General features: G+C 32.0%; 26 protein-coding genes. 16 read left to right on the top strand and 10 right to left on the bottom strand.

Translation table 11 applies throughout. From position 1 onward, the window contains the following. The first annotated feature begins 44 nt into the window (after positions 1-44). From EOD40_RS15280 to EOD40_RS15265, 4 genes are all read left to right on the top strand, one after another. On the top strand, positions 45-743 hold the full coding sequence (locus tag EOD40_RS15280; protein WP_128197007.1) for a DUF4240 domain-containing protein: 699 nt from the start codon (positions 45-47) through the stop codon (positions 741-743). 428 nt (positions 744-1,171) lie between these two features. Beyond that, positions 1,172-1,468, top strand: coding sequence for a hypothetical protein (locus EOD40_RS15275; protein WP_128197005.1), 297 nt, complete (start codon positions 1,172-1,174; stop codon positions 1,466-1,468). Positions 1,469-1,583: 115 nt separating this feature from the next. Further along, a complete protein-coding gene (locus EOD40_RS15270; RefSeq protein WP_128197004.1) occupies positions 1,584-2,450 on the top strand; it encodes a carboxypeptidase-like regulatory domain-containing protein in 867 nt (288 codons plus the stop codon). Between the two features lie 236 nt (positions 2,451-2,686). Continuing rightward, positions 2,687-3,622 (top strand): TlpA family protein disulfide reductase, encoded by a 936-nt coding sequence (locus tag EOD40_RS15265; protein WP_128197002.1) that lies wholly within the window; start codon positions 2,687-2,689, stop codon positions 3,620-3,622. Positions 3,623-3,733: 111 nt separating this feature from the next. Here the strand turns inward: EOD40_RS15265 and EOD40_RS15260 are convergent, their stop codons facing one another. The 6 genes from EOD40_RS15260 to EOD40_RS15235 all read right to left on the bottom strand — a co-directional run bounded on the left by EOD40_RS15260 (position 3,734) and on the right by EOD40_RS15235 (position 9,484). Continuing rightward, the gene (locus tag EOD40_RS15260) at positions 3,734-4,924 is read right to left on the bottom strand and encodes a hypothetical protein (protein WP_128197000.1); all 1,191 of its coding nucleotides are present in this window, start codon (positions 4,922-4,924) and stop codon (positions 3,734-3,736) included. Positions 4,925-5,073: 149 nt separating this feature from the next. Further along, positions 5,074-5,904, bottom strand: a complete 831-nt coding sequence (locus EOD40_RS15255) for a type 1 glutamine amidotransferase (protein ID WP_128196999.1) — start codon at positions 5,902-5,904, stop codon at positions 5,074-5,076. 44 nt (positions 5,905-5,948) lie between these two features. Further along, positions 5,949-7,055 carry a carboxylate-amine ligase gene (locus EOD40_RS15250; RefSeq protein ID WP_128196997.1) on the bottom strand — a complete coding sequence of 369 codons (1,107 nt, stop codon included), beginning with the start codon at positions 7,053-7,055 and terminating at the stop codon, positions 5,949-5,951. Between the two features lie 18 nt (positions 7,056-7,073). Continuing rightward, complete coding sequence (locus tag EOD40_RS15245; protein ID WP_128196995.1) at positions 7,074-8,021, bottom strand: ATP-grasp domain-containing protein; 948 nt, start codon at positions 8,019-8,021, stop codon at positions 7,074-7,076. Positions 8,022-8,066: 45 nt separating this feature from the next. Then, positions 8,067-8,780, bottom strand: a complete 714-nt coding sequence (locus EOD40_RS15240) for an alpha/beta fold hydrolase (protein WP_128196994.1) — start codon at positions 8,778-8,780, stop codon at positions 8,067-8,069. Between the two features lie 299 nt (positions 8,781-9,079). Further along, positions 9,080-9,484, bottom strand: a complete 405-nt coding sequence (locus EOD40_RS15235; protein ID WP_128196992.1) for a glyoxalase — start codon at positions 9,482-9,484, stop codon at positions 9,080-9,082. A 68-nt stretch (positions 9,485-9,552) separates the two neighbouring features. Between EOD40_RS15235 and EOD40_RS15230 the strand changes: the two genes are divergently transcribed. Further along, positions 9,553-9,939 carry an acyl-CoA thioesterase gene (locus EOD40_RS15230; RefSeq protein ID WP_128196990.1) on the top strand — a complete coding sequence of 129 codons (387 nt, stop codon included), beginning with the start codon at positions 9,553-9,555 and terminating at the stop codon, positions 9,937-9,939. Between the two features lie 87 nt (positions 9,940-10,026). Here EOD40_RS15230 and EOD40_RS15225 read toward each other — a convergent pair whose 3' ends face one another. Then, entirely contained in the window at positions 10,027-10,323 is a 297-nt protein-coding gene (locus EOD40_RS15225; RefSeq protein WP_128196988.1) for a DUF3817 domain-containing protein, read from the bottom strand. Between the two features lie 104 nt (positions 10,324-10,427). Here EOD40_RS15225 and EOD40_RS15220 point away from each other — a divergent pair, with 104 nt between their 5' ends. The 5 genes from EOD40_RS15220 (at position 10,428) to EOD40_RS15200 (ending at position 16,234) form a co-directional block, all read left to right on the top strand. Further along, positions 10,428-10,955: a DUF6155 family protein gene (locus EOD40_RS15220; RefSeq protein ID WP_128196986.1), complete on the top strand. Its 528-nt coding sequence runs from the start codon at positions 10,428-10,430 to the stop codon at positions 10,953-10,955. A gap of 105 nt (positions 10,956-11,060) precedes the next feature. Next, on the top strand, positions 11,061-12,608 hold the full coding sequence (locus EOD40_RS15215) for a DEAD/DEAH box helicase (protein ID WP_128196984.1): 1,548 nt from the start codon (positions 11,061-11,063) through the stop codon (positions 12,606-12,608). 136 nt (positions 12,609-12,744) lie between these two features. After that, positions 12,745-14,085, top strand: coding sequence for a DEAD/DEAH box helicase (locus tag EOD40_RS15210; protein WP_128196982.1), 1,341 nt, complete (start codon positions 12,745-12,747; stop codon positions 14,083-14,085). Positions 14,086-14,144: 59 nt separating this feature from the next. After that, entirely contained in the window at positions 14,145-15,413 is a 1,269-nt protein-coding gene (locus tag EOD40_RS15205) for an NAD(P)/FAD-dependent oxidoreductase (RefSeq protein WP_128196981.1), read from the top strand. Positions 15,414-15,598: 185 nt separating this feature from the next. Beyond that, positions 15,599-16,234, top strand: coding sequence for an RDD family protein (locus EOD40_RS15200; RefSeq protein WP_128196979.1), 636 nt, complete (start codon positions 15,599-15,601; stop codon positions 16,232-16,234). A gap of 345 nt (positions 16,235-16,579) precedes the next feature. Here the strand turns inward: EOD40_RS15200 and EOD40_RS15195 are convergent, their stop codons facing one another. Continuing rightward, positions 16,580-17,467: a hypothetical protein gene (locus EOD40_RS15195; RefSeq protein ID WP_128196977.1), complete on the bottom strand. Its 888-nt coding sequence runs from the start codon at positions 17,465-17,467 to the stop codon at positions 16,580-16,582. 38 nt (positions 17,468-17,505) lie between these two features. Here EOD40_RS15195 and EOD40_RS15190 point away from each other — a divergent pair, with 38 nt between their 5' ends. Further along, positions 17,506-17,958 (top strand): hypothetical protein, encoded by a 453-nt coding sequence (locus EOD40_RS15190; protein ID WP_128196975.1) that lies wholly within the window; start codon positions 17,506-17,508, stop codon positions 17,956-17,958. Here EOD40_RS15190 and EOD40_RS17985 read toward each other — a convergent pair. Both EOD40_RS17985 and EOD40_RS15185 read right to left on the bottom strand, forming a co-directional pair. Then, complete coding sequence (locus tag EOD40_RS17985; RefSeq protein ID WP_164905490.1) at positions 17,948-18,091, bottom strand: hypothetical protein; 144 nt, start codon at positions 18,089-18,091, stop codon at positions 17,948-17,950. The two genes, EOD40_RS15190 and EOD40_RS17985, sit on opposite strands and share 11 nt — an antisense overlap. 306 nt (positions 18,092-18,397) lie before the next feature. Next, positions 18,398-19,132, bottom strand: a complete 735-nt coding sequence (locus tag EOD40_RS15185) for an NUDIX hydrolase (RefSeq protein WP_128196974.1) — start codon at positions 19,130-19,132, stop codon at positions 18,398-18,400. Between the two features lie 365 nt (positions 19,133-19,497). On the opposite strand from EOD40_RS15185, the gene EOD40_RS15180 reads away from it, so the two are divergent. The 5 genes from EOD40_RS15180 (at position 19,498) to EOD40_RS15160 (ending at position 26,454) form a co-directional block, all read left to right on the top strand. Then, positions 19,498-20,910: a carbohydrate porin gene (locus EOD40_RS15180; RefSeq protein ID WP_128196972.1), complete on the top strand. Its 1,413-nt coding sequence runs from the start codon at positions 19,498-19,500 to the stop codon at positions 20,908-20,910. Between the two features lie 78 nt (positions 20,911-20,988). Next, positions 20,989-21,852, top strand: a complete 864-nt coding sequence (locus EOD40_RS15175) for a sugar phosphate isomerase/epimerase family protein (protein WP_196781457.1) — start codon at positions 20,989-20,991, stop codon at positions 21,850-21,852. A gap of 24 nt (positions 21,853-21,876) precedes the next feature. Then, positions 21,877-22,800, top strand: coding sequence for a carbohydrate kinase family protein (locus EOD40_RS15170; protein WP_128196968.1), 924 nt, complete (start codon positions 21,877-21,879; stop codon positions 22,798-22,800). A 34-nt stretch (positions 22,801-22,834) separates the two neighbouring features. Next, positions 22,835-24,190 carry an L-fucose:H+ symporter permease gene (fucP, locus tag EOD40_RS15165; RefSeq protein WP_128196966.1) on the top strand — a complete coding sequence of 452 codons (1,356 nt, stop codon included), beginning with the start codon at positions 22,835-22,837 and terminating at the stop codon, positions 24,188-24,190. A gap of 359 nt (positions 24,191-24,549) precedes the next feature. After that, positions 24,550-26,454, top strand: a complete 1,905-nt coding sequence (locus EOD40_RS15160) for a DUF294 nucleotidyltransferase-like domain-containing protein (protein WP_128196964.1) — start codon at positions 24,550-24,552, stop codon at positions 26,452-26,454. Positions 26,455-26,456 lie beyond the last annotated feature (2 nt).

Here is a 26,456-nt window from a genome sequence, read left to right as displayed (position 1 = left end):
TTTATCAAGTTATTCAGCACTGTCTAATCGAATATTCTAAAAACATGAGACAATATAACTTCTTCCTGTCTTTTTTTCTGGTACTATCTGGTATTAATTATGGTCAAAATACTAAGCCCAACATAGATACGCTGCAAGCAAGTACTGATTCTATCGAAGCGGCTCCAAAAATCAATCTGGATTCGATTCATTTTGCACCATCAAGTGAAATGTTAGACGAAGAAAGTTATTGGAAAATTATTGAAAACTCATTAAAAGAAACTACAAACCAGGAAGATCAGGAGCTTTTTCTTTCTTCGGCTTTAGAGAAACTTTCTCCAAAGGAAATAATTGGTTTTCGTTTGAGAACTGACAAACTCATGTTTGACTCCTATACTTCTAATTTATGGTGTGCTAATTATATAATCAGTAATGGAGTTGCAGATGATGGTTTTGATTATTTCAGATGTTGGTTGATTTCAAGAGGTAAAGAAGCCTATTATAAAACACAGGAAAACCCGGATTACTTAGTTAATTTGGTTGGGAATGAACCACATGCTTATGATTTTGAAGGTTTTTGGTATGTAGCAAATAATGCTTTTAAAAACCTTACCAATAAAGAAGCTGAAACTTATATTGACTACGAAAATTTTAAAACAACCGATGAAAATTATCCATTGTTAGAATTCAACTGGAATGTTGATGATCCTAAAACAATGGAAAAAGTTTGTCCTGTTTTATTTAAAAAATTCTGGAAAAAATAAGTTTTAGACTGAAAAGATTAAGAACTCTATTTGAATTATTTTTTATATAAGTTTAAGCTTACAATATACCTCTTGAAATAACAAGTAAGTACTTCGACAAGTTCAGGTGACAGAAAGTTAGAATGAGAAAGTCATTTGAATAAAATTTGAAAAAAATCTAAATTTATATAGCTTTATTAAACACCCTCAATTCTACAAATTAATATTGATTAATTTGTAGAATTGAGGGTGTTTTTTTAGTAGTTAAATCCTGAGAATTATAAAATTAGTTTTTAAATAATTCGATAGTTATAAAAAAATAATAAAATTTTAAAATAAGTTTTTTCTTTAATTTTGTAAAAGATGATTTTTTTTGTATATTTTTAAAAAAAATCTTACTTGTTTTAGCTATTGTTTTGGTCTTACAAATTTTATAAAATTCAATTGAAATGAAAAAAATAACAATCTTTGGGTTCCTCTTTTTGATCTTATTTAATTCTTGTAATGCGGATAAAAAAATAAGAAAAAATAATATAAAAGGAACTAATTTGAATGCCAGTTATCAAACTAATAATGATTTAAAATCAATTTATAATTCGATTGATACAACTTCAATAACGTTAATAATTGATAAAAAGAAAATAGAAAAATCAAAAATAAATTTGGTTTTAGAAACTTTAAATAAGCAGAATTATTCTGTCAATGTGGATAGAGAAAATAGAATAATAGAACTAATTAAAAATTAATTTTAAAAAGCGGAAAGTGAGTTTTCTAGAAAAGAATGTTTTATTCTTGAGTAAGAATCGGTAAAATCAAAAAGCATGGAATATTAAATCATTCCATGCTTTTAAAAATAACTTTATGATAAGATTTCTCATTATAATACTAAGTTTATTTTTTAACTATTCGGATGCACAAATTCTGTCGGGGCAAATTCTTGATAGTATTACGCATAAGGCTATAGATGGTGTAAACATAACTTTTATCAGTACTCGTTTTGGTGTTTTTTCTGACACACAAGGAAGGTTTAAAATAAATATTACTAACCCTAAAGACAATTTATCAATTTCTGCAATTGGCTATAAAAACAAAAGTATACTTCTGTCGGATTTTAATAATCAAAAAATATATGAAACTGTTTTTTATTTAAGTCCTAAAATTGAACAATTAAAGGAGGTTATAATTAAGAATAAAAAAACAGAATATACTTGGGAAAAGGTTTTGAAAACGAAACGTGAAAATGAAGTAATTATGGGATTTCAATTTGGAACAGAAAATTGTACTTTTATAGAAAATCCATATAAAAAAAAAGGTAAAATAAAATCTATAAGTTTAGATTTAAAAAAAACTAAGGGTTATTTAGTAAACAAAAAGTACAAGGTTGACTATTTAGCGGCTTATAATATTAAATTTTATAATTATAACGATAAAAAAGGGAGACCAGATACCGAAATTTATAATAAAAACATCATTATAGAACTGGAAAACAAAACGTATTTATTAAAAATTGATTTAGATTCTTTACAAATAAATTTTCCTGAAAATGGTGTTTGTAAAGGTGTTGAATTAATAAATGCAAAATATATAAATCCAAAGCAATCATTTGCCTTTATTGGACCAAACATGGGGTTTTCAGGAAAGAAAGAACTCTATCCTAAAACATCTTGGAGTAGATGTAGATATGAAAATAAATTTGACTTTGAACCATTTACCCGATTTTATGGATAATAATATAAAAAAGCAATGGACAATGAATGTTGATATTGTTGTAGTTTTAGAAAAGTAGATTCCTTAAATTTTGCCCAAGTATCCCATATGGTTTTGGACCGAAAGAATTTTAAGGGACTACTAAATACTTTTCATAAATAAAAATTATTTTCCAAGAACTTATTTAAGTTACTATTTGGATTTCTTAAAAACGAATTGCTAGATAATAAATATAAATAGATTACAAAAACAGTAAAATGCATATAAAAAAACTCACACTAATTTTAGCAATTTTTGTTTCATTAAACATAAATTGTCAAACTCAGGAGCAAGAAATTGTGATCCAAAAACAAATAATTGCTCTTCATAAGGACCTGAAAAAAGCACAAGATTCAGTTGGTGCTCTTATTAAAGTTTGTGATTTGGAGATTGAAAAAGCTTCTGATCTCATTGCAAAAGAAAAACTAAATAAAAAACTCACTTATTTATGGGACATATATGATATGAGTTTAAGAGAAGAAGCGCTAAAAGATCTGGATTTTGCTAAGTTGCACCCTAATTCTCTTTCTTGTCTAAAATTGCTATTAAACAAAGTACAAACTCAGGAAGGATTAGGTCTTTATGATAAATATGAAGAAATATTTCACAATTTCTCAGAAGAAGTAAAAGCCAGCGAAGAAGGGAAAAAAATGACTGAAAAGCTGAAGTATTTTAAACAAAGTAAAGTAGGAAGTGTTGCACCTGATTTTAGCGTTATAGATATAAATGGAAAAGAATTGAGCTTAAATGATTTTAGAGGTAAAAAGTATATTTTACTAGATTTTTGGGCTAGTTGGTGCGCTCCCTGCATAGTAGATCAGAAATATTTGAAAAAGATATACGGACGATTTAGCCAGAAAGATTTTGAAATTATAAGTATTTCCAGAGATACTGATAAAGAAAAATGGAAAAATACTGTATTAAAGCATAAAACAAATATTTGGAAACAAGTATGCATTGAAAGTGATTTAAATATCTGTACCAATGATTTGCCCCAAAAGAAACATTCTGTAGATGTTAATTATTTTGTAAGTGCCATTCCTCATTATGTTTTAATTGATAAGGCCGGAATTATAATTGGAAAATGGAAAAATTCGGGCGAAATAAATATGAAAGAATTAGAAACGAAACTTAGTGATGTAATTGGAAATTAAATAACTATGAGACTGTTAAGTTGAATTATCAAAACGTAATTTCATTCAATGGATTTTAAAAAGTATCATAAAAATTCAATTAGCATATCAATTAAAAATCTGACAATTGGTTTATCGTTCAAATAAACCAATAGTTCCGCCAACCCAGTCTTTGTCCTGATTGTATTTCACACCAATCATTTCACCACGGCTCAAACGCACTAAATTACAAAGTAGAGTAGGAGCCGCATCCTCTTTTTTCCAGGTACAAAGCATTCTCACTTCGGCTTTCACTTTTCCGTCAGGCGATTGTACAATAGGTAAATAATTGACTTTTTTCTGAAGAATATATAGTTCTTTGTCCACAACAGCTTCGATGTCTTCTTTTTTTACATGAAAAATTACACCCGAACCAGAGAAAGAGAAAAGTGGTTTTAAAACATAATTTTCTAAGTCTTCAGGAATTTCTTTTAACTCACTTAGCAAGGTGGTTTCAATAAAATATTTTCCTTTTAGCAAAGGCAAAATAAACTTACTGATTCGGAAAAACCAATTGGGATGACCCGCCCATTCTACATCTAATTCGTCAGAGAAACTGAAATTCAATTTTAAATCGGTGCGTAGGTTCAGTTCGTCAAAAATGACTCTGTTGTAAATGCGTTTTATTTGGATTTCTTCGCCTTTTTCATTTTTATAAAACAATTGATTCCCTTTTTTGATTACTTCAGTAACGCAAACAATGGATAATCCAAGGTCTCTTTTGCAATAATAAAAATCAATTGTGGTGTTTTGTTTTTCGGGTTCTATTTCCAACAGCACAACATTTTCATCGGGATGATTGTTGCAAAAAACAGCTTTCAAATTTTCAAGATATTCCTGCGGTGTCAGGCCGTTTAAAAATGGTGTCAACTCCTTTAAAAAAGTATATTGCTTTTGGAATTTTTCGTATAAATTAATTTGATAATTAAACAAAGAGGGGAAACCTTGTACTTCAATTAATTTAGGAATAATTGCTCCGTCTTCTTCACAAATTCCAAAATCAATAGCTATAAAAGTACTGTGATTGTCTTCATTAGGAACTTTTTTGTTTAATTCTAATGCTTTATCTGTAAGTTCTTTAAAGTTTTCTTGTTGAATTAAAGCTATAACGTCATTACAGCCTTCGATAAGTTGTTCTTTTAATTCGTTGGAAATAAAAAAAGGGGTTTCTCCTAATCTGAAAGTAGGAGTGTAATCAAAATCGGAAGCGATGTCTTCTTTTAAAGCCTGGTATTTTTCTGCAGTAAATTGCTCGTTAAATAATTTTCGATATTTAGAAATCATATAGACTTAATTATTAAAAAAGTGGAACACAGATAGTATTAATTGGATAAATAAAAAGATTTTTTTTAATCGCAATTCGCGATAATTTCTTTAATCTGCTTAATCTGCATGTCGGCAGACAGCTCTGTGATCCTAAATATTATTATTGATTAATTGGACATGATTTTTTTAGATTTCATCAGGTCGGTAATGGCAGAACGAAGGAAATTTGGAATCAAAGTCTCATTAGTTCGATATATTTTATCATCATCTACTAAATCTTCGAGCATGTTTCTAAACTTTCTTTTGCCCTTCATTTTTCTTATTTTGTCTTTTACTTCCTTATTTCTTAGATGCGAAAGAAAACTGATTGGATCGGCTTCGGGATGAAATTGTGTTCCTACTAAATGATCCGTAAAACGCACAGCCATGATAGCTCTTTCGTATTGTACATGATCTCTTATTTTTTCCAGAGAAATGATTTTGGCTCCTTTTTTAGCAAAAACACTCAATTTTGGTTGAACTACCTGATAATCTCTGGAGTCGATAGCATAAAATGGATCAGATAAACCTTCGAATAACAAATCTTTGAGACCATCTTTGGTTTTGTGAATGGTCATTACACCAAATGAGGTATCATGTCTTTTGGTAATTTCGGCCAAACCAAAATGTTTACAAGCCATTTGATAAGAATGACAGATAAACAGAACGTGTTTTTTTATCGGATTTTCATTGTTCCATTTTACTATAGCATCAATAAAAGCATAATATTTTTTATCCCAAATTCCGTCGCCTTCCAATGGATTTCCGGGACCTCCTGAAGATATATAGATATCAAATTGGTCAATTTCCGGTAGCTCACATTTTCCTCTTACATCAAATATTTTAAAACACACAAAAGGCGTAAATCGGTTAACAACATCAATAATACATCGCATTCCCTGATTAGGCTCGCCATTGTACATGTCTAATATTGCTACGGTTATGCTTTTCTTTTTCATTAGTCCAACTTTTTAAAATAATTATCCAAAGATAAGTTATTATTTTATAAGCCTTTAGTAAATTCTGAAGTTATAAAATCAACCACTTTAGTCAGATCTTTTGTTTTTTCAAAAACAGCTAATTGTTTATCGGCTCCGGTACCATTTTTCAGGATTTGGTGAGCAAAATTAATGTGCTCTCTACTGCCTAATTCATCCACAACATCTTCAATAAAATCAAGCAATTCCAAGATCAGCATTCTTGTTTCAACTTCTTTTTGAAGTCCAAAATCAATCATTTGTCCTTCAATTCCATAGCGCGCTGCACGAAATTTATTCTCTTTGATCAATGCCAATCGGTAAATATTGAAACTCATGTTCTGCGAATTTATTCGATATAATTTGGCTACAACCGCCTGAATTATAGAAACAATACACATGGTTTCTTCAACCGTTAAACTCATATCGCAAATGCGAAATTCTATTGTATCATAGAAAGGATGCAAACGCAAATCCCACCAAATTTTCTTTGGATTATCAATACAATTGGTTTTTACCAAAGTCTCTAAAAAGTTATCATAAGAAGATAAGGAATCAAAATATTCAGGCAAACCAGTTCTTGGGAATTTATCAAAAACCTTTGTTCGATATGATTTATAACCCGTTTGTCTGCATTCCCAAAAAGGGGAATTGGTAGATAAAGCAAAAATATGAGGTAAAAAATAACAAGCCTGATTGATTAATTGTAAGCCAATTTCGCGATTTTCAATTCCCACATGACAGTGCATCCCAAAAATCAAATTAGAACGGGCTGCATCCTGTAATTCGTTAATAATGTTGTGATAACGGGGATCGTCTGTTATGGGTTGATCCTGCCATTTTGAAAACGGATGCGTTCCTGCTCCACCCACAATAAGACCTTGTTTATCGGCTAATTCGACAATTTTAGTCCTTAAGAATTTAATTTCGCATTCGGCTTCTTTAACATTTTTACAGATATTAGTTCCTACTTCCACAACCGATTGGTGCATTTCGGCTTTTACCTGTTCATTCAATAATATTTTAGCTCCATCAACAATTTTTGACAAATGGGAGCGTAGATCTCTGGTTTCGGGATCTATAATTTGGTATTCCTCTTCAATACCCAGTGTAAAAACAGGCAATTTCTTCATTTAAATTATTCCAATTATTTATTTTAATCCAACAGCATCTTTTATAAATGTTCCCCAGGTTAGGTTAATTTTTCCCGGTTTTTGTTTTTTTGCAGCTGCAATCGCCATTTTAGCGGCTTCTTCAACAACCCATTCAAAATTTTCAGCTCCTACCGAATTGATATCGGCATCGGGAGCAGGATTTCCAAAATCGATGGCATACGGAATCCCATCACGAACAGCAAATTCCACGGTATTAAAATCGTATCCCAAACCTTTACAAAGACGAATAGTATAGTCTTTGATAGTGGCTAATAACTTTTTATCTACAGCTGGTCCGTCAAGTACATAACGCAAATGTGGCTGATTTCTAGGTTCGTATTGCATAATTTTAACCGCTTTACCACCGAGACAATAAACCCTGAAATATTCAGTAAAAACAATTTCCTCTTGCAACAACATTACTAATTGTCCTGTTTCCCTGTGCTTTTCCCAAAACTCTTCTTTATTTTCCAGTCGATATACATTTTTCCATCCGCCACCAGCATAGGGTTTCATATAAGCCGGGAATTTTACATAGTCAAAAATTCCTTCCCAGTCCAATGGAAATGTCAAGTTTCTAAAGGAATTAGAGGTCGTATCCGTAGGATGTTCGGCCGATGGAAGAATTACCGTATTAGGCAGTGGAACTCCAAGTGTATCAGCCAAGGCATTATTGAAAAATTTATCGTCGGCACTCCACCAAAAAGGATTATTAATAACATTCGTTCCTGTTAAGGCAGCATTTTTAAGAAAGGCGCGGTAAAAAGGGACATCTTGCGAAATTCTATCTATAATTACAGCATATTCACCGCCTTTGTTTTGGATAACCTTATCAATAGAAACCGCTTCGGCTATAATTTCTTTTTCGTTTTTTGAATTTACTCTATCAATAAAAGCCTGTGGAAAGGTGTCTTCCATTCCAAATAAAATTCCAATCTTTTTCATATTTTATGTATTGTTTCTTTTTTTATATAATGCTGTAAGCTAGTTTCAGAAAAAATTGATTCGGGACAAATAATGAGGAAACATTTCTTTCCAAAGTGGCCAATCGTGTTGCTTGTCTTGTCTGATATCGAGCCAATGCTCCATGTTTTTATGAGCTAATAATTTGCTCATTTTTAAATTGGCATCAAAACAAATATCCCAGTTAGAAGTTCCCAGGGCAATGTCCATATTCCACAATTCATAATCGTTCAATCCTTCTAAATAATCATCGGGAGTGTGATAAAAAACGGTGTCGTTATGAAAACCATCTAAATAACTTTTGATATTAAAAATACCACTCATGCTAAACAAATGACTCACATAACCGGGATGTCTAAAAGCAAAATTGGCCGCATGATAACCACCAAAGCTGCAACCCGCCATAACTACTTTTCCCGAAGGAGTATTATGTCTTACCTTTTCTACCACCTCGTGACAAATCATTTTGTCGTACCAATCGTGATTTTCTATACGATGTACAGGATGAATGTGTTTGTTGTAAAAACTGTCCTTATCGATACTATCGGGACAATAAATTTGTATTAATCCTTGTTCGAGATACCACCTTGCCGATTCGATCAATCCCATGTCTTTATTTTCATGAAAACTTCCCATAGAAGTAGGAAATAAGACCACAGGATAACCTGAATGTCCAAAAACGAGCATTTCTGTATCTCTACTCAAATTTGGTGAATACCACTTGAAATAGTTTTCTTGCATAAATTTTGGTTTTAACAATTATAATGAAATAAACAATACCAAAAAATGTAGTATTTTACTTTTAACGAAAAAATAATACTCTCTCAGCTATTGTTAATAAAATTTAATTTTTTTTGCCCTAAAACACATTGTTTTAAACCAATTTGATAACATAATATAAGAACGGAAAATCAAGCATGTTGGTTAAAATCAATTACAGCATAGACCAACAAAAACCTGACTCTTTAAAAATTAATCTGTATAGGGATTGAAATTAATTTTTGAAGAAGCTAAATTTTAGCTTAAAAAGATTTAGAGCTTTATTCGACCAGACTTTTTTCAAATAGTTGGACTTGATTTTTTAATCTTTCAATGAGCATATTCATCATCCGCTTGTTCAAACTTGATGAGTTTTGTATGTACTGCAAATATTCATCAACAGTAAACAAGGCGATAATCATTCCTTTTAAAGCATTCCTGAACTTGATGTCTTTTTGAATTGCATTTTCAATTGTAGCTAATTTTTTTTCTACGCTTAACGAATAAAAATCCCGTTTGTATTTGCTGATATAATTATGAAAAGAAGCAATGAATAAATCATTCTGTAGTTTTAATATGGGTCTCAAAACTTCATTTTGAAAAATTTCATCTGCTGAAGATTGCGAACTAACACTCCCGATAGCCTCGCCTCTGAATTCACTTAAAAAACTATCTCTCTGGCTCATCTTTTTTTCTTAAAAATAGGAAAAAAATTATCAAGGAAGTTCTATTTTAGCATAAATAATTTTAAAATATGCGATTTCATACCAGAAAATGGGTAAAGCCCGAAGACCTCAATCCTAACGGAACTTTATTTGGAGGAAAACTATTGGCCTGGATAGACGAAGAATTGGCTTTATACACCATTATTCAATTTGAAAATTCCAAGGTGGTCACTAAATATATGTCTGAAATTAATTTTAAAAGTTCAGCAAAACAAGGAGATATTATCGAAATAGGAATAGATGTGGTTCGTTTTGGAAATACTTCTATTACATTAGAATGTGAAGTCCGCAATATGATGACACGAGAAACGATTATTACTATAGATAAAACGGTAATGGTTAATCTGGGTGAGGATGGAAAACCAAAAGCGCATGGAAAAACCGAGATTGAATTTGTAAAAGACCGTTTGGAGTAAATTAATAGGTCTTAAAAATTAACCGCCAATTTGTAGATTTTAAATTAGTTTACAAATTGGCGGTTGTTTTTTTATAGTCCGATTTTATTATTTTGCTAAAATCAGATTTTTGCAGTATTTCTTTTCTACGTAAAAAGTACCAAACGGCAACAAAGAAGCAATTAAAATAATTCCAAAATCTTTCAGATTCCAATTTTGTGCGTTTTTCAATAAAAATGCCAAAACAATATAGCCTATAAACAGAATTCCGTGGCTCATTCCTATAGGATACAATAGTGAGTGGTACAATTCGAAATTGTTAGGTTTTATAAAAAGCATATTTGAGAATAAAACTAAATAGGATATTCCCTCAAGGACAGCAGTGATTTTAAAAATTTTGAGCATGGATATTATTTTAAATATTTACGCGCCAAAATTAAGTAAAATCATTGATTTTATTGGTGTTAAAACGCAAAGTAATTTACTTTTGTAATCATAAATTTTTCATAATGAGTAAAAGAGATTTAAAAAAATATTTGGGCGAACTCGATAAAGAACAACTTCAGGAGCAACTTATCGAGCTGTATGAAAAATTTACTGCTGTAAAGGAATATTATGATTTTGTTTTTAACCCAAAAGAAGAAAAACGACTGCAGGAAGCGAAACTCAAAATCTCCAATGAATATTTTCCCGTTTCTACCAGCGGAAAAAGGAGAAAACCTAAGATGCGTCGTTCAGTAGCTCAAAAAATCATTAAACACTTTATTACTTTAGGTGTCGATTCTTTTGTAATTGCCGATGTGATGTTGTATACCATTGAAATTGCACAGACTTTTTCGGCTGAAAATCCAATAAAACAAGAAGCATTTTATAAAAGTATGCACAATTCTTTTGAGCAGGCCGTTCAATTTTTAATCGCAAATGGCATTTTGAGTGAATTTAAAAGTCGAATAAAAGCAATTTACGAAGAGATTATAGAACAAAAATGGAAAAATAGAAGCGATTTCTTGCTAATAATGGAGCAAATTAGTGAATAAGTCCCTTGTAAATCAAATTATTTCATATAGAGTTAATAATTTAAATTAAATATAACAAGATAACTGTTTTTTAGACGTATTTTTGCAAAAATTCAACAAAAAGCAATGTTCGAAAGTACGATAGAAATAGAAAAAGAAGAAAAAAAAGAACTTTATGCCTACCAAAAGGGTGATATTGATGCCATTTTTGAGCGCATCGATAATGGTCCTGAAAAACACCATCTACTGTATCAATTGCCTACAGGTGGTGGAAAAACAGTAATATTCTCAGAAATTGTTCGTCGTTACCTATCTAAACACGATAAAAAAGTTGTTGTTTTAACACACCGAATTGAGTTGTGTAAGCAGACTTCTAAGATGTTAAAAGGTTTTGGCGTTAAAAATAAAATCATCAATTCTAAAGTAAAAGATTTACCGGATCAAAACGAATATTCTTGTTTTGTGGCCATGGTAGAAACCCTTAAAAACCGTATCAATGACGAGAAATTGATTCTGGATAATATAGGTTTGGTTATTATTGATGAGGCGCATTATAATTCGTTCAGAAAATTATTAAATTCATTTGCCAATGCTTTTATATTAGGAGTAACTGCTACGCCGTTGAGTTCTAATATAAAATTGCCAATGAACCAAAGCTACGATGAGTTAATAGTGGGAGATACTATTAGTTCATTAATTGAAAATGGATTTTTGGCTAAAGCCACTACCTATAGCTATGATGTGGGATTGACTTCGCTTAAGGTGGGTATCAACGGAGATTATACCGTAAAATCATCCGATGATTTGTATACCAATACATTAATGCAGGAAAAATTATTGCATGCCTACACCGAAAGATCTTTAGGTAAAAAGACCTTGATTTTCAATAATGGTATCAATACTTCCTTATATGTATATGAAACCTTTAGAGAAGCAGGTTATGAAATCCGCCATCTGGACAACACCAGCAGCAACGAAGAAAGAAAAGAAATTTTACATTGGTTCAAGCATACTAAAGACGCTATTCTTACTTCGGTAGGGATCTTGACAACTGGTTTTGATGAACCTACAGTAGAAACCATTATATTAAACCGTGCCACAAAATCATTGACATTATATTATCAAATGATTGGACGTGGTTCGAGAAAATTGCCTCATAAAGATGAGTTTACCGTTATCGATTTAGGTAATAATGCGGCGCGTTTTGGACTTTGGAGTGAGCCTGTAAACTGGCAGCACATCTTCAAATCACCTGAATTTTATTTGGAAAATTTACGTGACGATGCTGAAATTGAGTTGTATTTTAAATACACCATGCCGCCAGAATTAAGAGCTAAATTCAGCAATACTGAAGATGTTACTTTTGATGTTGACGAAGAACATAAATTGGCTATAAAACAAAATTTACGTTCTAAGGTTGTTCTTGATAAATCGCTGGATCAGCACGCTACGATGTGTGTGTACAACACCGAAACTTTACAAGAAGCCAAATTATTATCTAAAGAATTAGATGATGATATCGAATGCCGTATCAAACGTTACGCAAAATGCTTAAGCCAATGCAGTAAAAACTACCGCGAATGGCTTGTAGATGATTACAAACAAAAATTAACCTTGTTATTAGGGAAAAAGTATCGTGAAAGAATCATGAACGAACCTGATGATGAAGATTAAAATAAGGAGCTATTCCGATAGCTATCGGAACCTGCTTTCGTTGCAATCTTTTACTTTTTAAAGAAAAAAGTAAAAGGATTTTCACTGCCATCGGGGCTAGGAAAACTGTTTTTCATACAAATAATAAAACAAAACAATGTCCAAACAATTCTCAGATTTAGGAATTTCGACAGCTTTAGTACAAAACTTAACCCAATTGAATCTTGTTGTGCCTACAGCCATTCAAGAACAAGTGATTCCGTTGCTTTTAGCAAATCAAACCGATTTGGTAGGATTAGCAAAAACGGGAACGGGAAAAACTGCCGCTTTTGGTCTGCCAATTTTACAATTAATTGATAGCTCAAAGCCAAATGTACAAGCCGTAATACTAGTTCCAACCAGAGAATTAGGACAACAGGTTTTTAAAAATTTAGAAGCTTTTGCTCAAAATCTACCGGCAGTTTCAATTGCTGCTGTTTGCGGAGGAATTCCAATAAAACCACAAATCGAACGATTAAGCAATCCCACTCATGTTGTCGTAGCGACTCCGGGACGTTTAATTGATTTGTTGCAACGAAAAGCCATCAGTCTAAAAGAAACTTCATTTTTAGTATTGGATGAAGCCGATGAAATGGTAAGCATTCTAAAAGAAAGCTTAGACGAAATTGTTGCCGAATTGCCTAAAAATCACCGTACTTTTTTGTTTTCGGCTACTATGCCAGGAACTATAAAACAGCTGATTCAGAACTATTTGCATAAAAATGTGGTGCAAATAAGTGCCAATATGGAAACTTCAGGAAATCAAAGTATTGATCACCAATATATTATTGTTGATCCTATTGAGAAATTAGACGTTTTAATGCACTTTTTGAATTCCAGAGAAGGACAACGTGGAATTATTTTTTGCAAAACAAAAGCAGCTGTAAATAAATTGGCTAAAAACTTAGCTATCAATCGTTTTTCGTCCGGGGCATTGCACGGAAGTTTGTCTCAGGGAATTCGTGACCGAATTATGGAACAATTCCGCGAAGGACACATCAATATATTAGTCGCTACTGATTTGGCTGCCAGAGGAATTGACGTAAAAGAAATTGCTTATGTAGTCAATTATCACTTGCCTGATACTTATGAAAATTATGTTCATAGAAGTGGTAGAACCGCCAGGGCAGGGGCAAACGGATTGTCATTAACCGTTTTACAAGCCGAAGAAGAAGTAGAAATTGCTGATTTTGAAAAGGAATTAGGTATCCAATTCAAACTATTTGCAAAACCTTCAGTTGCCAGTATTGAAGACAATAACACCTTGCTTTGGGCAAAACAAATTTTTAAAACCAAGCCCAACCATGAGGTTGATGCCGAATTAAAAACGAAGATAAAAACCATTTTTCATCATTTAACCAAGGATGAATTAATTGAAAAAATACTAGCCAACCATTTATTACAAAATAAAAACCAAGTTGTAGAAAAACCAGTAAAAAAACTAAAACAAAAAAAATAAAAACACTCAAAATCTCTTTTGGTGACTAACAAAAGAGATACTTTTTAAAATTGTAAAATATGGAAATCGTAATAATCGGAGGCGGTTTTGCAGGAATGAATCTGGCAAAAGAATTATTGAATCAAGACGGAGTGCACGTAACCCTGGTTGATAAAAACAACTACAATTTTTTTCCACCACTTATTTATCAGGTAGCTACGGCTTATTTAGAGCCATCAAGTATTAGTTATCCGTTTAGAAAATTCTTCGCAGGGAAAAAGAATCTGCAATTTCGTTTAGGAGAATTAATGGAAGTAGTGCCTGCTGAGAACAAGGTAATCTTAAGCAATGGCGAATTACAATATGACAAACTTGTTTTTGCAACTGGAGCTGAGACGAGTTATTTTGGCATGGAAAACGTAAAAAAGAACGCCATTCCAATGAAAACGCTGAACGATGCCATTGTAATGCGTAATACTTTGCTTAAAAACCTGGAAAAAGCGGCTATTACAAAAGACATCCGTAAACGTAGAAAACTATTGACTATTGTAGTTGCCGGAGGAGGACCTACAGGAGTGGAGATTTCAGGAATGTTTGCCGAAATGCGTAAAAATATCTTCTTAAAAGAGTATCCTGAATTTGGTACTACTGCAAGTAATATTTATTTAGTGGATGGTGCACCTGCTTTGCTGACTCCTATGAGTAAAGAATCTCAGGAAGATACATATAAAGCGCTTACCGATTTAGGTGTTGTTGTAAAATTGAACAATAATGTAGTGGATTATGTTGATGATACGGTTCATTTTTCCAATGGAGAAACAATCCAAACTAAAAACTTAATTTGGGCAGCCGGAGTCACTGCACGTGAGTTTAAAGGAATTCCTGCTGAAAGTTACGGTCGTGGAAAACGATTGACAACAGATGCATTTAATAAAATTGACCGCACCGAAAATATCTATGCTATTGGAGATACCTGTATTCAGTTTAATGACGAAAGTTTTCCTCATGGACATCCTCAGGTAGCACAAGTTGCTATTCAACAAGGGATTAATTTAGCTAAAAACTTTAAAAACGAAATGCAACAAAAAGCATTAGTTCCTTTTAAATATGTTGATAAAGGATCGATGGCAATCATTGGAAAAGCGAAGGCTGTGGTTGATTTACCAAAACCTAAAATGCACTTTAAAGGGACATTTGCCTGGATGATTTGGTTGTTCATTCACCTGATTTCGTTGATTACTTATAGAAATAAAATAAAAACATTCTACAACTGGATGATTGCTTATTTCTCTAAAGACAATTCATTGCGAATGATTATCAGACCTGATAAAAAATTAAAAGAGAGTTAATATTTTTTCAAATCTTAATAGAAACCGATACAGCTATTGTATCGGTTTTTTTATGGAATTATTTTTTAGAATAGGAAATAGATTACTTTAGATAAAGTTGTTATATTTGAAAAGAATAACTGACTTTTTAACCAAAACTGAAGGATTTAAAATCAAACTTCAGCTATAAACAAAAATTAAACAAAATGAACGACACACAAATACCTATTACAATTCCGGGAATTGATAATAACATTTATGCTGGATTTTGGGTGAGATTAGGTTCTATGCTTTTAGATGGAATAATTATGTTGCCAATAATTTTTATAATTTTATATGTAAACGGACTTTCAGTAAACATGTATTTTTATACAATAATCCCCAATTTATTATTTGGAATTTGGTATAATATTTATCTTCCAAAGAAATATGGAGGAACTCCTGGAAAATTAATTGCGGGTATAAAAATTATAAAAATGAATGGCAAACCAATTGGTTGGAAAGAAGCTATTTTGAGGCATTCAGTTTTATTAGCACTAACTATTTTCAGCATTATAACAATGATTATCTGCTTATTGAAAGCAGATGAAACTGTTTTTAAAAGCTTGGATTGGCTTAAGCGATCAGAATACTTAATGTCTCTTGCTAAAACTCCTTTTATGATACATGTATGGGCAAGCAATATTTGGATTTATGGTGAATTCATCGTTTTACTGACTAATGACAGAAAAAGAGCTGCACATGATTTTATTGCCGGTACTGTGATTGTTAGAAATGTTTATATCAACAAAATAAACGAGGTGATGTATTCGGAAAAAAATGATAACTCAATAGAAAACTAAAACTATTTTATTGTATTTCTAGAAAACAGAAAACCGATACGAGCAAATGTATCGGTTTTTTTATGTTAATATTTTTAGGAATAAGAAATAGATTATTTTGAATAAAGTTGTTCAATTTATACTTTAGAGAGTATCTAGTCAATCTTGATTTAAAACCTGATTTGTATTGTTTTTAAAATTACTGTTCCTCCGGACACATTTTGTAATCAAATTTCCATTTTATAACTATATTATTAATTATCATACTGTAAATTAAGGCTTTCTTAGTACCTTAAATTTGTAGTTATGAATTATTTACCTAAAAATTTATTGATTTTTGTAATCTATATCAGTTAGCATTAATAATTAATTTTCATGTTTTCCATTAATTATTTTATAAAGAATTTTTCCGTTTTCAGAGAATTTTAAAATATTTCTATTTTTTACTTTGGTATTAATTAAAATTTCACAATCGATTAAACGATTTAAACTTAAACTATCTATTACTGAATTATAATCAAAACTAATAAACCCATTTGTATCTACTTTTACTGCTCTCATTAACTGATAATCCTCAAAAGTTAATAATCGAGATAAATCTACGATTTTACTATGTAAATCTGGATTCAAATTATAAAGTCCTGCTTCAATGTCTTCACTTAAGTCGACAAAATTTTGCCTATCTTCAAAAGAACTTTGAATTCTAGTTTGCAATTTTGCTATATCTTCGTTTAATTGAGCATTTAAATCATTAGCCTCTTTTAATTTTGAGCTTAAGTCAACTATTCTCAGTTCGTCTGCCTGCTTAATTACTTCATTCGAGGTTTTCATTGAGTCAATTTGTCCCAAAAGTTCATCTATTTTTTTATTTCCTGACAAAGCATTTTTTAAAGTATAATCCTGTTCCGCAATTTTAATTTTCTTTTCCATTGTATGAGACCTAGACTCATATATTTTATCAATTCGACTTTTCTTAGTTTCAGCTAAATCCTTATCTATTTCTAACATTAATTTAGGAACTAAAATTGTATAAAGAATTGCAAATAAAACTGGAAAAAACAGTGCCCAAAAAGTGCAATATTCATGATTAATTACAATTATTTTATTCTCAATTGTTTCATTTGAAAACAGCAATAAAAAAACAGGTCGCCAATTAAATATTAAAAACGACCACAAAAAAGCTCCTGAAATGGGTGTTTTAAGACGCTCTTTGGTTGTGTCTAGACAATCTTTTATTAAATCTACTAATGTCATGGTTTATTAAAAATATCTTATTTTTATAAAAAAATTTAATGGAAAAAATTATAGAACGCAAAAAACAATCTTGGGATGGAATGTTTTATAGTATTCAACGAATTGATTTGTTAATTGTATCATTTTGTGGAGCAGGGATATATGTCTGCCTTGAAACTATTAAATTTCTAAATGAAAAAAAAATGCCTTGTGATTATTTGATTAAAATCGCAGGAGGAATTTTTCTGTTGGGTATCATTCTTAATTTTCTTTCTCAGCATTTTGGTTTTAAATCCAATCAACAGGATTACTTAATGTGTGAATCATTAATTGACGCAAATAATAAAAACCTAAAAAAGTGTAAAAGAAAGCTTCTAAAAGAAGAAGCCAATCAATATGATATTTGTTCTGAAAAATATTCTAAGCTTACTAATATTTTGAATTATTTCAGTATGGGTGCTATGTTTCTTGGGTTAATCTTATTACTTATTTACTTTTCAATTACTTTTTAGGAGGTCTAGGCATTCCTTTTTGTTCTTCTAGCCCTCTACGTGGTGATGGCGAACTTGGCCCCGGTTTTATAGTTGGTCTTGATGGTGGATTTTGTGAAGGTTTTGGGGTCGTAGGAGTTTGTTGTTTTGCCATTTTTATTTTTATTTAGTCATAAATCAGTTCTATGAGTAATTTTTTACTTTTCAAATCTAACAAATAAAATAATATAATTATAGATTTTTCCTATATTTATAGAGTAAACATCCCGAACTGGGCTCGTTTGCATCGAGTACCAGCTTACTTTTTAAAAGAGAATAAAGCATTTGTAATGCGGCTTATTTAAAAATAACTTGTTGAGATTGCTTCGTTCCTCGCAATGACAAGATTGTGGAAAAAAGTAATCCGTGAAAATCCGTGCAACCTGCCTGTCGGCAGACAGGTCTGTGGCTAAAAGAAAATTTAAATATTAATCAAATAACTCTCCTTATAGATTTTTTGATACACATCTTTGCTAAACATATACAATTGGGACGGTTTTTTAGAAACCCCCACTTGTTTTTCATCCAAAGCAATGATGTATTTTTTGGTAATTAATTTTCGTCTAAAATTCCTGTTGTCAATTTCAACTCCCAAAATAGCCTCATAGGCATCCTGCAAGTCTTTAATAGTAAACTTATCGGCAAGTAATTCAAAAACAATAGGTTTAGACAAGGCATCTTCTTTTAAATCGGCATAGGCTTCGGCAATGATTTTTTCATGGTCAAAACCCAATTCTGGCAGCTGATTTACCGGAAACCATTGCGGATTGTATTTGTTTGCTCTTTGGACTACATCCGTTGGTAATAAAATATAATAGGCAATGGTGATGGTTCTTTCACTGAAATGTTCGCTTTCGGCCCAAATTATGTCTTTTTCATTTTTCAAACGATTTGGATCACCAAAAACCTTGAATTGTTTTTTGTACCAATTATCCAAACCCGTCAACTCTTTCAAAACCCTGTTAGCCGTGTCGTCTATGGTCTCGTTTTCATAAGTATGGAATCCTCGGAGTACATAATCATTAACGACAGGAGGGGCAGCATTTTCCAGTTTTAAAACACGTTCGATTAATAATACATTCAATGATTTTGTGGTATTGTCAAATCCAAAAATGACACAGTCTACAGATATATTTGGAATTATTTCGGCTTTCATGTTTTAGGGTTTAATTCCATCGATTTTGTGGAGCAAACAAATTTAACAATTTATCCCAAACATAAATAAAATATAGTCCAAACGTTGCCTATTACAATATTAATTTCGATTCTTTCATACCGAAATTACTTTATAAAATAAAATTAAACGTATTTATAACGTTTTATTAAGTAATTAAGCCAAAGTCAATATTTATCTGGTATAAATAGCTGTTTATCCGTAATTTATTTTAGTTAATTCTGCTTTATCTGAAAAAAAATCACTCTTTTTTTGTTGTTAATTAAAATAAAACAATACATTTGAAAAATAATAGTCAAAAAGACGCTTAATAATCATGCCTACTAAAGTAATCACTAAGAATAAAAATGATTTATAAATTCGGTTCCCATTACAGAAATAAAAAAGCCCTTTGGATTTTAGTATTGTGCAGTATTGCAATCAGTACAAAAGCCCAGGTTGTGATTACAAATCCAAATTTTTCTTTAGGAACAACCGGTAGAATAGGAGTTGGGCTTTCGCCAAATGGGGAAGGAAATATGTGGAAACCGTTGAATTTATCCGGTCAAGGTTCTTTAGGTGGGCGTATGGAGCAAAATGATTATGTGGATTTATTACCGGCAATTCATTTTATGCCTAAAAGAATTGGAAAAGACAGCACTAATGTAACTTTTCAAGTCCGTTTAGGAATGTATTCGGCTAGCGGACAGTTTGTAGGGAATGTGAGCAGCCGTTCTAATAACGGATTAACTTTTATCCTTCCGGAAGCTTTTGTAGAAGCAACAAATATCATGGGAAGCAAATGGTCAGCCTGGGCGGGTTCGCGTTTTCGCAGATATGATGACATTCATATTAGTGATTATTTTTACTTTGATGATCATTCGGCACAAGGATTTGGGGTGAAATATAAAAACACCGAATTAACCATGTTGATGCCTGCCTCAACAGATTCTACAGGTGTTTATCCATATAATTATCAGGTTACTGTAGCCGGAGCAACAAATCCAGCAATTCGTCAACGCATGGTTTGGATAGGTGAACACAGCATTTATTTTCAAAATAATAGTGTAATGAAACTTTTAGGGGAGTTTCATTATGTTTCTAAAAACTCGGCAGCAGCTTCTAAAAACTTCCCTTCTGACAACGGATGGGTAGCCGGAATCAAATACAATAGTCCGTTTAAAACATTGAAACCAGGTTCGTTTAACCAAATTTCAGCACGTTACGGCTCTGGAATTGCTAATGGTGGCGATAACGGAAACACCTTTACCTGGGCTACTTATGGAGCGCCTGATGCCGATGGAAAATACACTAATGCCTATTCTTTTACGATGGTGGAGCATTTTTTATTGAACCTCTCCAATAAATTTAGCATTAATGGTTATGGAGTTTTTACCAAAAGTAAAGGAGGATCATCAAGTACCAACACCGATGAATATTTCAATGGAAACCAACTCTATAATCGAAAAACCGATTTTATTGTTGGCTTAAGAAACTTTTATTATGTGACCAATTGGTTTCACCTAATTCAGGAAGTGCATTATGCCGTTAGAAAAGACGGTGACAATCCCGAAGCCAGTATGTGGAAATTCTCTTTAGCACCAACTATTGTTCCGCTGGGGCAGCGTGATCCGTGGAGCCGTCCTCATATTCGATTGGTTGCCACTGTAGCCCGATACAATGATTACGCAAAAGGCCATAATTATTCTCCTTTTTTACAAATTAATCAAAAACGCTGGGGGTCTTATATTGGGGTAAAAACAGAATGGTGGCTTTTTTAAAAACACATTATAATCTAATTTACAAAAGATTAATAAGTACTACTTAAAAACACACTTTAATTAAAATAAATAATAATTATGCCAATTTTCGGAACTTCCATTTTATCATTTATACCTGGCTGGACTCCTGATGGAGGAGAATATGCTATAAAAAAAACTGCAGAATATGGTTTTGATATGCTCGAAATCAACTTGCCAACTTCATTGGATTTTGATGCTAAAACCACTCAAAAACAACTGGATCAATACGGTATTTCAGGACGTTGCAGCTTGAATTTACCAGCAAATGCGCACATTCCTTTTTATCCGGAACAGGCTGTAACCATAATCAAATCGGCATTGGATAAAGTGGCGGAAATGAATGGTGATTTTTTGGGAGGTGTTTTACATTCAGCTATTGGAACATTTACCGGAAATCCATGTACGAAGGATGAAAAATTAATTGTCCAACAAGTATTTACCGAAGTTGCGGCTTATGCTAAAGAACGAAACATAAACTTAGGAATCGAACCCATTAACCGTTACGAAAGTTATGTATTTACAGCAGCTGAGGAAGTTTTAAATATGATTGAAAGCATTGGTACGACTAATATCGGATTGCATTTGGACACTTTTCACATGAATATTGAAGAACGTAATTTTTATGATCCTATTATTCGGGCAGGAAACAATTTAAATCACCTGCATATTACAGAATCCGATAGAGGAATGACCGGTGAAGGCAATGTACATTGGGATGATTTATTTAAAGCTTTAGCTGAAATTAACTACCAAGGTCCATTGGTTCTTGAGAATTTTTCATCTGAAATAACCGAATTAATAGGACCAACTTCGTTATGGAGACCCTCTAAATACAATTCGGAAGAATTGGCCAAAGGCAGTTTGTTATTTATGAAAAAGATGGTCGCAAAATGGTATGATAATCCAACAGAATACAAATAAAACCTAACTAAAAAAGATAAAAAAATGAAAAAGAAACTAACTGGAGTGTGTTTTGGAGAAATCCTTTTTGATGTTTTTCTGGAGCATAAAAAAATTGGAGGAGCGCCGCTAAATGTTGCATCAAGATTGAGTTCACTAGGTATTGAAGTTGCCATGATTAGTGCTATTGGTAACGACAGCAATGGAGTAAAATTGATTGATTATTTAAGTGATGTTGGGATAAACACTACAGCCGTTCAGGTAAAAGAAAATTATCCAACGGGAATAGTCAATGTTATTTTGAATGAAAAAGGAAATGCTTCTTATGACATTCATTATCCTTCGGCCTGGGATAAAATTGAGCCTTCAAATATAAGTACTACTATCGTCGCAGAAGCTGATTTTTTTGTTTATGGCAGTTTGTCTTCCAGAGATTCGGTGTCTAGAAATACACTGGACGAACTTTTGAAAGTAGCCAAATACAAAATATTTGATGTGAATTTGAGATCGCCACATTATACAAAGAAAAATATTTTAGAATTATTACATGCTGCCGATTTTATCAAATTCAATGATGATGAATTGAATGAAATTTGCGAAGATTTACATTCGAATAAAAAGTCATTAGAGCAAAATATAAAATTCATTGCCAAGGAAACCAATACTGCTATTGTTTGTGTTACTCTGGGGTCTCATGGAGCAGTTTTTTATTGTAATGATACTTTTTATCACAATTGTGGATTCAAAGTAAATGTTGTGGACACGGTAGGCTCAGGCGATTCTTTCTTGGCTTCCTTGATTACAATGCTTCTTAGTGGCGAAGATCCTCAATATGCCATCAATTTTGCCAGTGCAATAGGGGCGATTGTGGCACAAAATGAAGGGGCAAACCCAATCATTTCGCAATCAGAAATCGACGAATTTTTGTGTGGTTTTAGTCAAAAATCGTCTCAATATGAAACCGTTTAAGTTCTTAATTAAATAACCAAAAACCAATAAAATCATGAATTTATCTAAAAAAATACCCGTAATCAGTAAAGAATACGTTTTTCAGTTTGTTATCATCACCATATTGTTTGCATTGTGGGGAATTGCCAATGATTTGACGACTCCAATGGTTTCCACTTTCAAAAAAGTAATGCCTGAACTCACTAATATGCAAGCTTCATTGGTACAATTTGCTTTCTATTTTGGTTATTTCTTTATGGCATTACCGGCAGCTTTGTTCATTAGAAAATACAGTTATAAATCAGGAATAATATTAGGATTACTATTGTATGCAACGGGAGCTTTCTTGTTTTATCCGGCGGCACATTATCAAAGTTATAATTTCTTTCTGGTATCTTTATGGGTAATCACTTGTGGATTAGCGTTTTTAGAAACAACTTCTAATCCGTTAATTTTATTTTTGGGGAATAAAGAAACGGCTACGCAACGTTTGAATTTAGCCCAGGCGTTTAATCCGGTTGGTGCCATAACAGGATTAGTAATGGCTCAGTTTTTAGTTATCAAAGAAATAAAATCAGACGATTATACACCGGAAGCTTTTAAAACCTTAACTTCAAATGAGTTGGCCGGTATTAGAGAAAACGACTTAGGAATTATCAGTATTCCGTATATCGGATTGGGGCTTTTTGTATTGGTTATTTTAGTTATTATTTGTTTGACAAAAATGCCAAAAACAGCTCATGAAGACAAAATGTCTATAGGAGAATCTTTCCAGAAATTATTAGCAAATAAAAATTACAAACATGGTGTTATTGCACAGGCTTTTTATGTTGGTGCACAAATTATGTGCTGGACATTTATTTTTCAATACGTGGATAATATCAATAAAACATTCGGATTAGAATTAACGGCGACTTATTACAATATCACAGCCATGATTTTATTTTTATTAGGAAGATGGATTGGGACCGCTTTGATGAAAAGTGTTAATCCTTCTAAAATATTGATGTTTTTTGGTATTGGAGGTGTTTTATGTGCATTGGGCGCAATTTTATTTCAAGGGATGCCTGGATTGATTTCGTTGATAAGTATTTCTGTTTTTATGTCGATTATGTTTCCAACCATTTACGGGATTGCATTGAAAGACATGGGCGACGAAGCTAAAATTGGTTCTGCCGGATTGGTGATGGCTATTGTTGGTGGTGCGTTAATGCCTGTGCTACAAGGAAGTATTTTGGATTGGGGCGGATCAGGATTTTCAGATGTACAAATTTTAGGATTTATTCCCGAAGTAAATTTTTCATTCATTTTGCCATTGATTTGTTTGACCGTTGTGACTCATTATGGATATTCAACTTATAAACTTTCTGTAAAACATAAAAAAACAAAAAATATACTTGTTACTGATTAAACTAATATTTTAAAAACAGCTAAAAAACCGATGTAAATCAATGATTTGTGTCGGTTTTTGTGTTTATTATAAGATTGACTTAAAAAGAAGAAATGACATTGGAAAATAACCAAAAGTATATTTTTCGAGTTATACAATTTGAACTATAATTTATATTATGTAAAATAGAATATTTCGTTTGTAGAAAAAGACTCCTTTTCATATAATATTAATCAAATTCCACTGTTCTATTTAATTTAAGTATAATTATAATAAATACTACAAAAAACATTTTTGTTAAACAACAACTTTAGATAAAAATGAAATGAATTTTAACTCATTTATTTATTATTTTTACAGCACTAATTTATTGAAAACACATGAATATAATTGCAGGACAAATTGCAGATTTTTTAAAAAATTACGCACCTTTTAATCAGCTAACATCTGAACAATTAGCTGAAATTGCTAACAATATTCGTGTGATTAATTTAGAAAAAAAGCAAACTTTATTCAAAATTAATGATGCTTTACACGACAGTTTTTATGTTGTAGCTTCCGGTGTTATCAATATTTCAGTGATTGCTGATGCCGAAGAAAGTATCATTAATAAATGTCATCAGGGAACTATTTTTGGCTTACGCCCGTTTTTTGCCAAAAACAAATACAAAACAACGGCTAAAGCTAGAGAAGAAAGTTTAGTATACGCCATTCCTATTGCTGTTTTCAAACCTTTATTGGCAAATAATTCAGAGGTTTTGAACTTTCTTTTGGAAAATTTCGCCAGCAATTTACCCGAAGACCGCTCAACCCAAGGAAATATAGCCTCTGACGGTTTTTATACCGAAAAACAATCGGAAGTACAATTTTTCCAGACTTTAGCGTATAATACTACTCCACTATTGGCTACTTCTGACAATACAGCTCAGGAAGTTGCCCAATTAATGGCTGAATCGTTAAAGAATAACGTTATTATTTTTGAAAAAAACGGCCCTATCGGAATTGTAACTCATGCTGATTTAGCTTCAAAAATAGCTACAGGTCGTTATCCGGTAAGTATCCCGGTAAGCAATATTATGTCTTCTCCGGTAGTTACTGTTTTAGAAAATGTTTCTTTGGCCGAAGCCCAATTGCTAATGCTTAAAAACAATGTTACGCATTTATGTGTGACGGTTGACGGAACTGATAAATCGGTTATTAAAGGAGTTATTTCTGAACACGATTTAATTGCGGCTCAGGCAAGTAATCCGGGAGTGTTAATCAAAGAGGTAAAACGTTCCTTGTCTTCAAATGAGCTTAAGGAAATTCGTGCTCGATTGACTAATTTAATCCAGTCTTCGATTCAAAAAAACATCCCGTTAACACATATTACTAATATTGCGAGTGAAATTAATTTTGCAATTTTAAAACGAGCAGTTGAGTTATCCATTTTAGATTTAGGTTCCCCTCCTGCCCGTTTTGCCTGGTTGAGTATAGGTAGTCAGGGCCGTAAAGAGCAGCTTTTGCTAACAGATCAGGACAGCATTTTAGTCTTTGAAGATGTTGCTCAGGATAAATATATCGAGGTAAAAGATTACTTCTTGAAACTTGGAAAAAAGACAACGGCAACCCTGGAAAAAATAGGTTATGAATTGTGTCCAAACGGCCACATGGGTAGCAATATGATGTGGTGTAAATCACTGACTGACTGGTTGAAACAATACAATAACTGGATGAATGCTACAAGAGAAAATTCAGATAACCTAAGTAGTATTTTCTTTGATTGTGAGTTGGTTATTGGAGAATTAAAAATTGAAAACGCTATCAATAATATCATCTCTGAAAATGCCTATAACAATAATTTGTTTTTTGATTTCTTAGGAAATGACGCCTTGAGAAAAAATTCTCCTTTAAGCTTTTTCAAAAAATTCATAGTCGAAGAGGAAGGAATCCACAAAGACAAGTTTGATATTAAAACCAGAGCATTGATGCCTTTAATTGATGGCGCCAGACTCTTTACCTTGAGTCATGAAATCAAAGGAATCAACAACACTTATACCCGATTTAAACAATTGGCTATTGCCGATCCAAAGCATTCCGAAATTTATCTGAATTGCGCCGAAGCCTATTTATTTTTAACCAGAATCAGAACTTTGGAAGGTTTAAAAAATGAAAATTCAGGACAATATATTAACTTAGAGGAGCTATCAAAAAATGACAGGGAAAAATTGAAGAATGCCCTGTATCCAATGAAAGAATTGGAAGAATTAATTAAAGATAAGTTTCAACTGACTCAATTCTCATAAAT

Source organism: Flavobacterium sufflavum (assembly GCF_004016525.1).
In the GTDB taxonomy this organism is placed as follows: Bacteria; Bacteroidota; Bacteroidia; order Flavobacteriales; family Flavobacteriaceae; genus Flavobacterium; species Flavobacterium sufflavum.
The sequence above is the reverse complement of the archived record's forward strand: the minus strand, read 5'-3'. Positions and strand labels throughout refer to the sequence as shown.